This window comes from Pseudochrobactrum sp. B5, from assembly GCF_001939785.1.
Classification (GTDB): Bacteria; Pseudomonadota; Alphaproteobacteria; order Rhizobiales; family Rhizobiaceae; genus Pseudochrobactrum; species Pseudochrobactrum saccharolyticum.
In genome coordinates, this window is the sequence record NZ_MOYL01000001.1 from 1,026,485 (window position 1) to 1,041,010 (window position 14,526).

The 14,526-nt window shown below is 52.9% G+C and carries 14 protein-coding genes and 1 riboswitch; of the genes, 8 read left to right on the top strand and 6 right to left on the bottom strand.

Annotation, left to right across the window (positions count from 1 at the left end; translation table 11 throughout):
• Positions 1 to 71: 71 nt before the first annotated feature.
• Positions 72 to 1,931: a monovalent cation:proton antiporter-2 (CPA2) family protein gene (locus BKD14_RS04500; RefSeq protein WP_075654420.1), complete on the bottom strand. Its 1,860-nt coding sequence runs from the start codon at positions 1,929 to 1,931 to the stop codon at positions 72 to 74.
• A gap of 422 nt (positions 1,932 to 2,353) precedes the next feature.
• On the opposite strand from BKD14_RS04500, the gene BKD14_RS04505 reads away from it, so the two are divergent.
• From BKD14_RS04505 to lpxK, 6 genes are all read left to right on the top strand, one after another.
• Positions 2,354 to 3,703, top strand: coding sequence for a TldD/PmbA family protein (locus tag BKD14_RS04505; protein WP_075654421.1), 1,350 nt, complete (start codon positions 2,354 to 2,356; stop codon positions 3,701 to 3,703).
• Positions 3,690 to 4,544 carry a 3'(2'),5'-bisphosphate nucleotidase CysQ gene (locus BKD14_RS04510; protein ID WP_075654422.1) on the top strand — a complete coding sequence of 285 codons (855 nt, stop codon included), beginning with the start codon at positions 3,690 to 3,692 and terminating at the stop codon, positions 4,542 to 4,544. The genes BKD14_RS04505 and BKD14_RS04510 overlap by 14 nt, the downstream gene beginning before the upstream one ends.
• A gap of 167 nt (positions 4,545 to 4,711) precedes the next feature.
• Positions 4,712 to 4,981 carry a DUF4170 domain-containing protein gene (locus BKD14_RS04515; RefSeq protein WP_022711233.1) on the top strand — a complete coding sequence of 90 codons (270 nt, stop codon included), beginning with the start codon at positions 4,712 to 4,714 and terminating at the stop codon, positions 4,979 to 4,981.
• An 8-nt stretch (positions 4,982 to 4,989) separates the two neighbouring features.
• Positions 4,990 to 5,772 (top strand): lysophospholipid acyltransferase family protein, encoded by a 783-nt coding sequence (locus BKD14_RS04520; protein WP_083646804.1) that lies wholly within the window; start codon positions 4,990 to 4,992, stop codon positions 5,770 to 5,772.
• A 225-nt stretch (positions 5,773 to 5,997) separates the two neighbouring features.
• Entirely contained in the window at positions 5,998 to 7,347 is a 1,350-nt protein-coding gene (gene waaA / locus BKD14_RS04525) for a lipid IV(A) 3-deoxy-D-manno-octulosonic acid transferase (protein WP_075654424.1), read from the top strand.
• Positions 7,347 to 8,408 (top strand): tetraacyldisaccharide 4'-kinase, encoded by a 1,062-nt coding sequence (gene lpxK, locus BKD14_RS04530; protein WP_075654425.1) that lies wholly within the window; start codon positions 7,347 to 7,349, stop codon positions 8,406 to 8,408. The genes waaA and lpxK overlap by 1 nt, the downstream gene beginning before the upstream one ends.
• A gap of 105 nt (positions 8,409 to 8,513) precedes the next feature.
• Here lpxK and BKD14_RS04535 read toward each other — a convergent pair whose 3' ends face one another.
• The 4 genes from BKD14_RS04535 to BKD14_RS04550 all read right to left on the bottom strand — a co-directional run bounded on the left by BKD14_RS04535 (position 8,514) and on the right by BKD14_RS04550 (position 11,591).
• On the bottom strand, positions 8,514 to 8,969 hold the full coding sequence (locus tag BKD14_RS04535; RefSeq protein WP_075654426.1) for a GNAT family N-acetyltransferase: 456 nt from the start codon (positions 8,967 to 8,969) through the stop codon (positions 8,514 to 8,516).
• A 1-nt stretch (position 8,970) separates the two neighbouring features.
• Entirely contained in the window at positions 8,971 to 9,207 is a 237-nt protein-coding gene (locus tag BKD14_RS04540; RefSeq protein WP_022711228.1) for a DUF2093 domain-containing protein, read from the bottom strand.
• Between the two features lie 35 nt (positions 9,208 to 9,242).
• Positions 9,243 to 11,177 carry a DNA mismatch repair endonuclease MutL gene (mutL, locus tag BKD14_RS04545; RefSeq protein WP_075654427.1) on the bottom strand — a complete coding sequence of 645 codons (1,935 nt, stop codon included), beginning with the start codon at positions 11,175 to 11,177 and terminating at the stop codon, positions 9,243 to 9,245.
• 72 nt (positions 11,178 to 11,249) lie between these two features.
• A complete protein-coding gene (locus BKD14_RS04550; RefSeq protein ID WP_075654428.1) occupies positions 11,250 to 11,591 on the bottom strand; it encodes a TIGR01244 family sulfur transferase in 342 nt (113 codons plus the stop codon).
• Positions 11,592 to 11,880: 289 nt separating this feature from the next.
• On the opposite strand from BKD14_RS04550, the gene fdhD reads away from it, so the two are divergent.
• Complete coding sequence (gene fdhD, locus BKD14_RS04555; RefSeq protein ID WP_075654429.1) at positions 11,881 to 12,744, top strand: formate dehydrogenase accessory sulfurtransferase FdhD; 864 nt, start codon at positions 11,881 to 11,883, stop codon at positions 12,742 to 12,744.
• Between the two features lie 139 nt (positions 12,745 to 12,883).
• Here the strand turns inward: fdhD and BKD14_RS04560 are convergent, their stop codons facing one another.
• The gene (locus BKD14_RS04560) at positions 12,884 to 13,354 is read right to left on the bottom strand and encodes a 6,7-dimethyl-8-ribityllumazine synthase (RefSeq protein ID WP_022711224.1); all 471 of its coding nucleotides are present in this window, start codon (positions 13,352 to 13,354) and stop codon (positions 12,884 to 12,886) included.
• Between the two features lie 85 nt (positions 13,355 to 13,439).
• Positions 13,440 to 13,593, bottom strand: a riboswitch (FMN riboswitch).
• Between the two features lie 263 nt (positions 13,594 to 13,856).
• Here BKD14_RS04560 and BKD14_RS04565 point away from each other — a divergent pair.
• Positions 13,857 to 14,306 carry a GNAT family N-acetyltransferase gene (locus BKD14_RS04565; RefSeq protein ID WP_075654430.1) on the top strand — a complete coding sequence of 150 codons (450 nt, stop codon included), beginning with the start codon at positions 13,857 to 13,859 and terminating at the stop codon, positions 14,304 to 14,306.
• Positions 14,307 to 14,526: the final 220 nt, after the last annotated feature.

The following is a 14,526-nucleotide window of genomic DNA, read 5'->3' on the forward strand; positions in this document are numbered from 1 at the left end:
TTTAAAATCACATAAGAAAACGGCGCGGTGGATGTCCCACCGCGCCGTTTTTGTATTTGACCGGCGATGATTTATTCGCTTGCCGGAGTGAGGACGATACCTGCTTCCGGATAGGGTTTGGCGGGTGCGATTGTCTCTTCGGTTGCCTTGTCGAGCGGCACTGCCGAGCGGGTCGGTTTGACCAGAGGTTCCGGTGTTACCGGCTTATTGAACAACAGGTGACGACCGGCGAGAATACCTTCCGAAGCCTGTACATGCAGGCGGTCTTCATCGCGCTGGCGCACATCATCGGCAATGGTCTGAGCCTCTTCTTCCGGCATGCCAAGCGCTTCCAGTGTTTTGCGGCCAAACAGCAGACCGGATTCAAAAGTTTCACGCAGCTCGTAATCCACACCCTTTGCCCGCAATTGCAGCGTATGCTCGCGGTCAAAGGAGCGCACATAGAGTTTCACATCCGGAAATTCTGTCTGAATGAGATCGACAATCCGGTCGGTGATTTCTTTTTTCTCGGTGCAGATGGCAACCAGTTTGGCTTTGCGGATACCTGCCATTTCCAGCACGTCTTTACGCTGTCCATCACCGAAATAAATACGGAAACCAAAGCGTCCGGCTGCGCGGATTTTATTGGCGGAATTGTCGATCACCGTCACATCAGAACCACCGGCCAGCAAAATCTGCGAGGCAATCTGTCCGTAACGGGAGAAGCCGATCATCAGCACATCGGAACCTGCACCCTCGAAATTTTCCTCCATGCCGTCTTCCTGCTTCGTATTCGTCAGCAGGCGATTGCCGATCGTTACGCAGAGTGGTGTCAGCGCCATGGAAATCGTGATGGCAGCGATCAATTCGGAGGCCAGCGCATCGGTGATAACCGCAGCGGCACTGGCCGTGGAGAACAGAACGAAGGCAAATTCACCGCCCTGTGGTAGCAGAAAGGCGACTTTGACCGCATCATTATGGCTGGTGCGAAAAATACGGCACAGCAGATAAATGATCGCGATTTTAGTAACAATAATCACCGGAACCGATAGCAGGATCATCAGCCAGTTATCGAGAATGACCACCAGATTAAGCGATAAACCAACCGCGACAAAGAACAGGCCGAGGAAAATACCGCGGAATGGTTCCACGTCGGCTGCCAGTTCATGACGGTAGGAGGAATCTGCCAGCAGCACACCGGCGATAAATGCGCCCATCGCCATGGACAGACCGGCAGCTTCCATCAGCGCCGCCGAACCGAGAACGACGAACAATGCGGCGGCGATCATCACTTCACGCGCACCGGTATTGCCGATGATACGGAACATCGGGTTCAGCAAATAGCGACCGGCAATAATCAGAATTATAATGGCCCCGAGTGCCGCTGCCACATGGAAATTCGCAGCGCTCTGCGAGCTTTCGCTTGGCGATAATGCAGGAATAAGCGCAAGAATAGGAACGATCGCCAGATCCTGAAACAGCAAAATAGCAAAGGCTTTTTGCCCGTATTTCTGACTGGTTTCACCTTTGTCTTCCAGAATTTGCATGGCAAAGGCGGTTGAGGATAGTGCAAAACCGCAACCGACAATAATCGCTGCCGGTACGGGAAGACCAGCAACATAAACGCCCAGAAAGGCAAGGGTGACAGCACATAATGCGACCTGTGCCAGACCAAGGCCAAAGATCGCATGACGCAGAGACCAGAGGCGGGATGGCTTGAGATCGAGACCGATGATGAACAGCAGAAACACCACGCCCAGTTCGGAGAAATGCAGCAGTTCTTCACCATCGGTAATAAAACGGGCAATCGGGCCGATAATTACACCGGCGGCAAGATAGCCCAGAACGGTTCCCAACCCCATACGCTTGAACAATGGTGCGGCAATGATTGCCCCGCCGAGGATCATCAGGGTCTGCAGATAAAGACTGCCGATGGAAATATTGTTTTCCATAATTAAAACATCACATATTACGTTTGTCGGGGCGGGTGCGGAATAAGCTACCGGCAGAAAATCATCAAATACAATGCTGCAGGCAAATCATGCCGAACATAATATGAAACAAGGCGTGCAGATAACGGTTTTTTAAAGAAAAATATCACGTTTATGGTTTCATCGTTTTCAAATATGAAGTCATGAACATGGGCGAAACACTGAGGATATTATTCTGAAGACGACGTCTGTGTTCCTGCATATGTTTCTTCAGGCCTGAGTTGTCATGCATAAACATAAAATGAGACTTAAAAAATACACGGCTTATCCGTATATAGAACCTATACAGGCGGCAAAACCTGATAATTGACTGTTCGCAGATTGCAAAATGCGGGCGTTGAAATATCACGCACCACCGCGCCAGACGAATGACAGGAAGAATGATGGACGCACAAAGCTCTGCTCAAAAACTCGCCGATCAGGCTCGTTTTCTCGTCGCTGCGGCTAAAAAAGCCGGTGCGGATCATGCCGATGCGGTGGTTGTGCGCAGCCGTTCCAGCAATGTCAGCGTGCGTTTGGGTAAGGTGGAAGCGACCGAAGCCTCGGAAAGTGATGATTTCTCGCTGCGGGTTTTTGTCGGCAAGCGCATTGCCAGTATTTCAGCCAGTGCCAATAAAGGGGCTGATCCTGTTGCGCTGGCAGAACGTGCCGTCGCGATGGCAAAAGTCTCGCCGGAAGATGCCTATGAGGGGCTGGCTGATCCGTCGAAGCTGGCTAAACAAATTGCCGATCTTGATCTGTTTGACCCGACACAGATCGACAGCAAACGCATGACTGAAGATGCGCTGGCAATGGAAGAGGCTGCGAGGGCGGTTGCCGGTGTTACTAATTCCGGCGGCGCTACGGCCTCAGCCGGTTTGGGCGGTATGGTGCTGGTGACCTCCGGCGGTTTTGAAGGATTTTACACGCTGAGCCGTTTTGGCCGCTCTGTCAGCGCGATTGCCGGTGAAGGCACCGCGATGGAGCGCGATTATGATATGCGCGTGCGTTTGCATTTTGCCGATCTGCCGGCGCTGGAAGATCTTGGCCGCACCGCCGGTGAACGGGCAGTGCGCCGCCTCAATGCACGTAAGGTTAAAACCGGCGCGGTTAATGTGATGTTCGATCCGCGTGTGGCGCGCGGCATGGCCGGTCATATTGCCGGTGCCATCAATGGTGCATCCGTTGCCCGTAAAAGCAGTTTTTTGAAAGATAAAATGGGACAGCAGGTTCTGAGCAAAGGGATCAGCATCACTGATGATCCGATGCGCCTGCGCGGTTCATCTTCCCGTCCGTTTGACGGTGAGGGCATTGCCGGTGAAAAACTGACCATGATTGAGGACGGTGTGCTGAAGCACTGGTTCCTCTCCGGCTCGACCGCGCGTGAACTGGGACTGGAAACCAATGGCCGTGGCGTGCGTTCCGGTTCAACTGTTGTGCCGTCCTCTACCAATCTGGCGATTGAAGCCGGTGCACGCACACCGGAAGAACTGATGAAAGAACTCGGCACCGGTTTCTATGTCACCGAGGTTTTCGGACAGGGCGTGGATATGATTACCGGCCAATATAGCCGTGGTGCTTCCGGTTTCTGGATTGAAAACGGCGAGCTGACCTATCCGGTGAGTGAAGTGACCATCGCGTCCAATCTCAAAGATATGTTTATGAATATGACCGCTGCCAGCGATCTCGACCGGTCTTACGGAACAGCCGCACCAACGCTGGTAATTGAAGGAATGACGCTTGCCGGAAACTAAAGAAGCAACTAATCAAAAAACAGACAGCGATGACCTGCAACTCATCCGTGAAGCGGCAGCGGAAGCGGGTAAAATTGCTTTGCGCTATTATGGCAATAATCCGGAGGTCTGGCTGAAAGGCGGTCAGTCTCCGGTGAGCGAAGCGGATTTAGCAGTTGATCGTTTCCTTCAGGCGTTTTTGCTGCAGGCGCGGCCGGATTATGGCTGGATTTCAGAGGAAACGGCAACAGATCAGCAGCGTACCGGCAGAGAACGGGCATTTGTGGTTGATCCGATTGACGGTACCCGCGCATTTCTTGCCGGTGATGACCGCTGGTGCGTGAGCATTGCAGTGATTGATCAGGGTAAACCGCGCTGCGGTGTGCTGGATGTTCCGGTGCGTAAAGAGGTGCTGAGCGCTGTCAGCGGACAGGGTGCTTTCCAGAATGGCACGCCGGTTGCAGCGCAGTTGCCTGCGGATGGCCGCAGCTATCCTGTGGCAATGTCGCGATCACATTTTAATGATCTGCCGGAAGGCTTTCGCAGCAAGACAGCTTTCTCGCCCTATGTGCCGTCGCTGGCCTATCGCATAGCTATGGTCGGACGGGGTGAACTGGCCGGAACTTTCGTGCGCGGCGGTGCCCATGACTGGGATCTGGCCGCGGCAGATCTGCTGCTTTCCGAGGCGGGCGGCAGGCTTTTGACCCTTGAGGGGCAGGCGCTTAGCTATGGCGCGGCAGGTGGTGCAGTTGCAGGGCAAAAACCGTTCAGCCATGATGTACTGGTGGCGGCTGTTGCAGGTTTTGAAGAAGAAATGCTGAGCGTTGTACGGCAGTTATTGTCGGATCAGAATTATTCCTGAGCCGGCATGTCGCAGGTGCATTAGAAAATACGATAAATTAAAGAGTGTGCAATGAGCACTCCGGTTGAACTTGGACGTAAACCGCTCTAAAGAGGGCGGCAACAAAGGCAGGCTATAAAGTGCTCTGCCTTCCGGCAAAACATAATCTCAGTGACAGGATTAGAAACATGACCGCATCTGGTGAAAACAAACAACTGCTGCATCTGGTATTCGGCGGTGAATTGAAGACGCTGAATTCCATGGAATTCCGTGATCTGGACAAGCTGGATATTGTCGGCATCTATCCTAATTATGAAGCCGCTAAAATGGCTTGGAAATCCAAGGCTCAGCAGACCGTTGATAACGCCCATATGCGTTATTTCATCGTGCATATGCACCGTCTGCTCGATCCTGCAAGTGCAGTTGCTGAAGCTGTACGCTCTGCTGACAAAGCCTGACGCGCGTTCTGACTGTGGCAGGTGACAAACCGCACCGAACCGGATTTCTGACCAAGTTTTTGAAACGCGCCTGGCAGCGTATTCGCGGGCCTTTGGCGCGTTCAGAAGTTTTGAAGACGGTGCTGGTCAATTTGATTTCGGGCTATCTCCGGCTGGTTTATGCAACCAATAAACGCCTGCCGGGATTTTACGAAACGATTGCATCCCAAAAAAAGCAAACGCCCTATATTGTCACTTTCTGGCATGGCCAGCATTTGATGGGGCCGTTTGTGCGCGATAAATCCGTGCCGGTTGTGGCCATGTTTTCGCGCAGTGCCGATGCGGAGCTTAATGCCCGTGTGGCGGAAAAGCTCGGCCTGCAAACAGTTCGCGGTTCCGGTGGACGCGCTGACAGTGATAATAGCGGCAAGGGCGGCGCACGTGCTTTAATCACCCTGAAGCGGGCATTGGATCAGGGCACCAGCACCGGCATGATTGCAGATGTGGCGCATAGTCCGGTGCGTGAGGCGGGGCAGGGCATTATCCTGCTGGCCAAATTATCCGGCCGCCCGATCCTGCCGGTTGCCTATGCTTTTTCACGCAGCAAAATTCTGGAAAAAAGCTGGGATAAAACCTCAATACCGCTGCCTTTCGGGCGTTCCGCTGCCACCACGACCGAGCCGGTTTGGGTGCCTGCGGATGCGGATGAAAATTTACTTGAGGCAAAGCGGCTGGAACTGACCCGCAAACTCGATGCTGCCACGCTTGCCGCTTATAAACAGCTGGGAATGCTGCCACCTCCTGCACGGTGACAATAAATTGCGATAGCGTCCGGTATTTTTTAGTATAGTGACGGGACGATCAGTTATTAGTGTATAAGCTGAAACTAGGCTTGGTGTACCGCGTATCTTTGTGCAAAATCTCAATCATTTGCACATTATGGCAATGGTTTCGGTATTCCGTTTTTCCGGCATTTTGGGTTTTGCGGGGCAAAACAAGCTCTTATTTGATTTGAACTGACCGGTATGGAGACAAGAATGAGTGAAAAATGGGCCCGCACTGTTCTTAAAATCTATAAGGCTGCCGGTTGTGCGGCCTATCCGCTGATCGGGCCTTATATCAGTTATCGTGTTTCCAAAGGCAAAGAAGACCGTACCCGCCGCGCCGAACGTTACGGTCGCAGTCAGATTGCCCGCCCTGACGGGCCGCTGGTCTGGATGCATGCCGCAAGTGTGGGCGAGTTTACCGCCATTCTGCCGCTGATTGAGCATTTTCTGGCACAGGATATCCGTATTTTGCTGACCACCGGCACGCGCACTTCTGCTGCGCTGGTGGGCGAGCGTCTTGGTGACAGGGTTATTCACCAATATGTACCGCTGGATTTGCTGCCTGCCGTGCGCCGTTTTCTGGATCACTGGCAACCGGATGTGGCGATTAAATGCGAATCCGAAATCTGGCCGATGACCATTCTGGAACTTGGTAAACGCCATATTCCGCAAATCCTGATCAACGGGCGTATGTCTGACCGTTCCTATGCGAAATGGAAAAAGCGCAGTTCTGTAGCTGAGGCTTTGTTTGAAAATTTTGCCCATGTGGTGGCACAGTCTGATGCGGATGGCGAACGCTTCCGCCAGCTCGGCGCACGTCCGGTCACGATTTCCGGCAATCTCAAAGTGGATACGGATGCCCCGCCGGTTGATCCGCAGGAACTGGAACGTCTGCAACAGCAGATTGGCAAGCGCAAAGTCTGGGCTGCGATTTCCACCCATGAGGGTGAGGAAGATATTGCTGCGACAGTGCATACAATGCTCAGCACCCGCCATCCGGATTTGCTGACTATGATTGTGCCGCGTCATCCGGATCGCGCTGAGGCAATCCGTGCCATGATCGAAGCCAAGGGACTGACTGTTGCACAGCGCAGCCGTAATGAGGAGATCACTCCGCAAACGGCTGTTTATCTTGGCGATACAATCGGCGAAATGGGCTTGTATCTGCGCCTGTCAAAAATTGCTTTTGTCGGCAAATCCCTGACCGGTGAGGGCGGGCAAAATCCGCTGGAACCAGCGATGCTCGGCACGGCAGTTTTGTCCGGCCGGAATGTGCAGAATTTCCGTGAATCCTATCAGCGCCTGATTAAAAACGGCGGTGCCAAACTTGTCAGCGATCATAATATGCTGGCCGGTGCGGTGAATTTCCTGTTCAATAATCCGGAAAAGCTGAAAACCATGACCGAGGCCGGAAAGCGCACGGTCGGTGATATGCGCGGCGCGCTGGAGCGCACACTCACGGCGCTTGAACCTTTTATACAGCCGCTGGCTGTCAAATCCCGTCTGGATACGACAGTTGTTGAACCTCTGGCTGAGACAGATGTAGCGGAGCAGCCGTGATGGCTGCAAATAAGACACCGGCAGATATTTCAGGTTTCTGGTGGCGTAAGGCTGGCTGGCAGTCTGTATTGTTATCGCCGGTGGCTGCAATTTATGGCTCGGTTGCTAAAAAGCGTATGGTGAATGCTGAGCCGCCGGAAATTGCTATGCCGGTTTTGTGTATCGGTAATTTCACGGTTGGCGGAGCGGGTAAAACACCGACCTGTATCGCTTTTGCCGAGGCTGCAAAGGCTGAAGGCTTTAAGCCCGGTATAGTCTCGCGCGGTTATGGCGGTTCTTTTAAAGGCGTGCATCTGGTGGATGTGGCGCAGGATACGGCCAAGCTGACCGGCGATGAACCGCTGCTGCTGGCAAGACATGCCATGGTCGCTGTTTCAGCCAATCGTTTGCATGCTGCGCAATTGCTGGAAAAGCATGGTTGCAACTTCATCATTATGGACGACGGTTTTCAGAGCGCACGTCTGTTTTATGATTATGCACTGCTGGTGGTGGATGCCGCACGCGGGATCGGCAACGGAAAAATCATTCCGGCAGGACCTCTGCGTGCGCCTTTGATGGCGCAGATGCAGCAGGCATCGGCACTGCTGCGCATAACGCCGAACCATCTGAAAGGTGAGGATGCCTCGGAAAATGTGATCCGCATGGCAGCGCGCAGTAATAAACCGTTTTTTGATGCGCGTCTGGTTTCGGTGGCGGAGCAACCGGTTGAGGACAAAAAGTTTCTCGCTTTTGCCGGTATCGGCAATCCGCAGAAATTCTATGACAGTGTGACGGAACTGGGTGGGGAAGTGGTCATCAGCCGCTCATTTGGCGACCACTATAATTATAAGCCGGAAGATATCCGCCAGCTTATTGCGGAGGCGCGGGAAGCCAATCTGATATTGGCAACCACGGCGAAAGATTATGTACGCCTGCATGGATTGCAATCTGCCGTTGAGGGCGACTGGCTGCGTAATATTGCTATTTTTGATGTACGGCTTGATTTTGGCCGTGAGAAAATTTTGCAGCGCATTATCAAAACAACACGGCAAAATTTTCTTGAGCGCAGTCTTGAGCTCTAGAGCATTTCACAGTCAAGTTGGACCAACTTGACGGTTGTGATAATGCGACCAACTAAAGAATTTAGAGCGAGCGCTTTGATCCAATCTGGACGTAAACCGCTCTAATCAGAGTCTTTGACGGTAAATATTGAGGCCATCAATATTTTCTTCAATCAACAGCCAACCGCGCGCAGCATAATAATCATGCTTGTCAGCTTCAGTGCAGAGATAGACTTCCGAGAAATTCAGGTCGCGGGCTTGTTGCGCTGCGGCTTTCAGCAAGGCACCGCCGATGCCATGTGAACGCTGTTGTTCATCAACCCAAAGGGCTGCGACCCATGGCGTATATTGCGGGCGGGCTTCCATATCACTGTCAATCAGCGAAACAGTGCCGAGAAACGCACTGCCTTCATGAGCGATGAGCGCAACCGGTGTGGTCTCTGCCGTCAGATTTTCCTGAAACAGACCTTTGATGAAGTCCAGTTGATGACCGTCCTGCCGCCACCATGCGTTCCAAACGCGGTCGGCTGCATCATCGAGAAAATGCGGATGGGTCTTCAGGTCTGATATTTCGTATGCCATTTTAGCTTTTGCTACGCTGGCGCAGTTCAGGATTAGCTTCCAGTTCGCGCTGATAGGAGACGAGGCCGTTCACATAAGCTTCCTGACGCGCAACGCTCCAGTAGCGCAGATCATCCAGCTCAATCTTTTCGCCGGTAACCGCACAGATCACATAGGAGCCCGGTTCGAGAACCTGATAATCACCATCGAGGTAGCGCAATTTGGCTTCACCGTTGCGATTGCTGGAAAACATATTCATTATTCTTTCTTGTCTTCAGTGTGTTTGGGTAATCTTTACCTGCGTCCGAACAGACGTTCAATATCGCTGAGTTTTAATTCTATATAGGTCGGCCGCCCGTGATTACAGGTGCCTGAGCCCGGTGTGGCTTCCATCTGGCGCAACAACGCGTTCATTTCCTCGCCTTTCATGCGGCGGCCGGAGCGCACAGAGCCATGACAGGCCATAGTCGCCGCTACATGATTGAGCATATCTTTCAACCCGTTGGCGGTGTCATGCTCGGTAATTTCATCCGCCAGATCGCGGATCAGTTGCTGCACATCCATTTCGCCGAGCATGGCCGGTGTCTCGCGCACAGCCACAGCACCGGGGCCGAATTGTTCCACACTCAGGCCAAAGCGCTCAAGCGTCGGCGCGTGGGCGACAACACGTTCCGCATCTTCTTCCGGCAGGTCAACAATCTCAGGGATCAGTAGCATCTGCGCGGCCATTGGCTTGGATTCCAACGCGGTTTTCAGCGCTTCATAAACCAGTCTTTCATGGGCGGCATGCTGGTCAACAATCACCAGACTGTCTTCGGTCTGGGCAACGATATAATTGGCGTGGATTTGCGCCCGTGCGGCACCAAGCGGAGCACGCAATAACTCTGCCGGTGCTTCAATTTCTGCGGCACGGCTGTCAGCACTGGGCGCCGCGAATTGTGAAATCGTAGCCTGTAAAGCCTCACTGAAACCTGCCTGCTCAAAGCGCGGTGCCGGTTGTGTATCGAGATGCAACGGACGCTGTGCCGGATGTGCAGTCTGCGGTGACCATTCCTGTCGCGGCGGCTCTGGCCGGTAATTCGAAGCAGACTGCCAGTTACGGGCAGGGGATGCAGTGTATGAACCGGCTGACCGTTCCGGCACAGCAGAATTCTGTGTTTCGAATCCCTGCGCTTGAAAGGCTTTCAGCATGGCTTCCGCGCCGCTGGTTGCAGGGCGGATGCCCGATTGCGCCAAAGCGTGACGAATGGTGCCGACAATCAGACCGCGCACCAGCCCCGGATCGCGGAAACGCACATCAGCCTTGGCCGGATGCACGTTCACATCGACATGGGACGGATCAAGCTGGAGAAACAATACGCCGACCGGATGGCGGTCACGGGCAATCACATCGGAATAAGCGCCGCGTAATGCGCCGAACACCTGCTTGTCACGCACCGGACGGCCGTTAATATAGGCAAATTGGTGCAAAGAATTGGCGCGGTTGAAAGAGGGAATAGCCGTAAAGCCGGTGAGGCGCACGCCTTCACGCTCGCTGTCGAGTGCCAGTGCATTTTCAGAGAAATCAGCGCCAAGCACTTGTGAAATACGCTCGAGCATGGCGGCTTCAGTGACCGTTTCACCGGCACTGCATGTGGCAGACAATTCCAGCGGGCTGCGATCTGTACCGGCAATGGAAAAGCGGATTTGCGGGAAGGAAATCGCAATGCGCTTCACCACTTCCGTAATGGCGGTGGATTCGGCGCGGTCGGTTTTCATGAATTTCAGGCGGGCAGGGGTCGCATAAAACAGATCGCTGACTTCCACAATCGTCCCGCGATTGATCGCCGTCGGGCGCGGGCCTTCCAGATGTCCGCCACGCACCACCACTTCATAGCCGGAATCGGCATCAGTCGTGCGTGATTTGATACTCAGTCGCGCAACGGAACCAATGGATGGCAGCGCTTCACCACGAAAACCAAGGGCACGGATATCATGCACATCATCGGTCAGCTTGGAGGTGCAGTGGCGGGAAACCGCCAGAGCCAGTTCATCAGCCGGAATGCCGCCGCCATTATCCGTTACGCGGATCAGGTTCTTGCCGCCACCTGCTGTGACAATTTCAATGCGTGTGGCACCGGCGTCAATCGCATTTTCGACCAGCTCTTTCACCACGCTGGCAGGGCGTTCAATCACCTCACCGGCAGCAATCTGGTTGATAATGGTTTCGCTCAGGAGCCTGATAGACATAAAATGATCCGCTGCGTTTTGTAGAATTCAGATGATGTGCGTAACGTATCCGCACATCATCATTGAGCTTAATCAGCGCTGTTTCTGCTGCTGAACAATACCGTAAAGATTGGTGCAGCGGGTGCCTGAGCGGCAGTAAGCGAGCACAGGCTGCGGTGCATTTTCCAGAGCTGCTGTCATCTCGTCCAGATTTTCCTGCGTGATCTGGCCACCGGCCACAGGGATGAAATAGGTTTGCAGACCGGCTGCTTTTGCTGCCTGCGCAACCGCATCATAGAGCGGCTGGCCGTCGGATTCATGATCCGGACGGTTGCAAATCAGGGTTTTGAAGCCCTGTGCCACAACACCGGCAATATCTTCCGGTGCCAGCTGGCCGGTGACAGCAAAATTTTCATCAATCAGACGAATGTCCATAAGTCAGAACCTCATTAAAGCATGTCGGCTCAAATGGATTCATTTGAGCTCCCGCGAACATGCGACAATTAAAAGAATCCAGAGCGAGTGCCGTGGCTGTGATCAAATACAACACGCTCTGGTGGATTTGTTTCAGAATATACCATCGTGATGTGCTTACCACCCCGAAAGCGCTTATTGCCTGTTGAAACTGCCGCGTCATGGCTGAAATTATCATCCGTTTAAGCGCTGGTATATGCTTCCAATAAAAGCATATAGTTATGGCGTCAGAGGGTTGAAAGGGAAAACTATGGATAAAACCTGCGGACTTGAGAGAGAAGGGGCGGATATTCCGCCTGCTACATCTGGGGTCAGTAATATTATCCACCGTCAGGGCGTGCTGAAAGCTTCGCAGCGGCAGGTTGCGGAAGAGCTTCCGGTGGCCTTTTCCTATGGCGGTACCACCCATGCGGTGATGATGGCCAGCCCGCAGGATATTGAGGATTTTGCTGTTGGTTTCAGCCTCTGCGAAGGCATTATTGCACAGGCTTCTGAAATTGAGGCGATGGATATTCAGAACTTTCCCGCCGGTATTGATGTGCAGATGCAATTATCTGACCTGAAACGTGATGCACTGACTGCCCGCCGCCGCCATATGGCGGGGCCGGTTGGCTGTGGTCTATGCGGTATTGAATCGATTACCGAGGCTGTGCGGGAATTTCCGCCGGTTGCTGACAGTGATTTCACACTGCGTTCTGAGCAGATTGTGCAGGCCGCAGAGCAGATGTGGGATTTGCAAATTTTGCATCGGGCGACCGGAGCCGTTCATGCGGCAGGTTTCTATCAGACACATCAAAGTGGTGGCGAGATACTGGCCGTGCGCGAGGATGTCGGGCGGCATAATGCGCTGGACAAGCTGGCAGGCTTCTTGTTGCGTGGTGAGGGCAAGGCTGAAAATGCCAATCCGGCGCGTGGCGCTGTGGTTGTAACCAGCCGTGTTTCGCTGGAAATGGTTCAGAAAACAGCGGCGATCCGCTCACCGGTGATTATGGCGATTTCCGCGCCGACGGCTTTGGCAATCCGTACCGCAGAGGCGCTGAATATTACGCTGGTGGCACTGGTGCGCGGTGCGGAATTTGATGTTTATACGCATCCGCATCGTATTAAGGAGTAGAGCATTTCCAGCAAAAGTGGGAACCGTCTTCGCGGGGAAACCAGTTCACTGGACTGATTTCTTTTCCCGCTTCGATACGAAGGACAATGCGTAATAATCAAGAGAGACGGCCTGCATAAGCAAGCCGCCTCTATAATCATCAGGCTTCGATTTTGCTGTAAGTATTCAAAATCTGCACGGTTGCATGGGCGGCTTCACGGCCTTTGACTTTGAAATGTGCATGGAAGAAATCATGATGCTCTTTGCTGTCATGATAATGATGCGGTGTCAGCACAACGCTTAAGACAGGCACATCGGTGTCCATCTGTGCCTGCATCAGACCTTTGATCACTGCATCGGACACAAAATCGTGGCGGTAAATGCCGCCGTCAACCACAAAACCCGCTGCCACAACAGCAGCATATTTGCCGGTGCCGGCCAGCGTGCGGGCAAGAAGCGGTGCTTCGAATACACCCGGCACGTCAAAGACTTCAGTTTCAATGCCGTTGTCAGTCAGTTTAGCCAGTTCTTCAATATAGGATTTGCGTGCTTCATCCACGATATCGGCGTGCCAGCGCGCCTGAATGAAAGCAACTTTGAGGGAAGATGGGTTGGTCAAGCTCTGGTTCATAGTTTCATCTCTTGATACTAGAATCAGGGCGCAAATTCACAAATCGACAGATCACACGCAGAAAGCGTGTGCTGTTTAACCGTGTCTTTGCTCTCTTTCATCCGGACTATACCGTCGGCTCCGGCATCGCACCGGATCTGCTGACTCTGAACAAATCGCTTTATTCAGACGCTCGCGGGCTCAAAGAGTTTCCTCTTCATACCGCCGGTGGGGAATCGCACCCCGCCCCGAGAACAACATCGCGCATTATTACGCGACGCATGTTTCATACAGACAGCTGACGGGGAAGTCGAGTGGACAATGTGTTACTGTTTTACTTTACAATCTTGCTTCGCTTTTGTGCCGGTGATATGGAGGCGCAGTCCAATCAGGAGATTTATGCGCAGCAACTCATAGCAAGTGTTTCCCCGACAGCCTTTTCATAAATGGCTGAGGGTTGAGTTGCGCCTTTTGCAGCCCATAGCAGGGCGCGTATAATATCTTTCAATGGACTAAAATTATCATGATACAAATACGAAATGAAATCCGTCCGATCCGCAATGAGGATACGGAAACTCTGGTCGCTATCTGGCTGGAGGCCTCGCAATTCGCCCATAGTTTTCTGGGGCAGGAGCGCCTGCAATTACAGTCTGAACAGGTGCGGGATATTTATCTGAAACAAGCTGAAAACTGGGTGATCCTCGAAAACGGACAACCGGCCGGATTTATCGGTCTGATGGATCAGTTTATCGGCGGCCTTTTCATCGACACCAAAATTCATGGCAAGGGTCTTGGCCGTCAATTGCTCGACCATGCATTGCAATTGAAGAAAACGCTGTCGCTGGAAGTTTACGCACTGAACACGCAGGCACATAGTTTCTATTTGCGTAACAGTTTTACTGAAACCGCGCGTGATCCGCAGGATGGCGAAGGCCTGCCTTTTGAAGTCATCCATATGCGTCGTGATCTGTAACTCTACAGATAATAAAAAAGGTCTGCCGGAACACTTCCGGCAGACCTCTTGTGAAATCTGCAGCGCGGGAATTCTCCCGCATAAACAGGTTAAGAGCATTCATTCGCTTATCAATACAGCGCCGCTATGCTCATCCGTCATGATGGTTATGGCAGAAAATCCAGCCCGATCACACTAATGGCAATGGCCGTATTCAGCGTGATGATCATCATGGTATAAA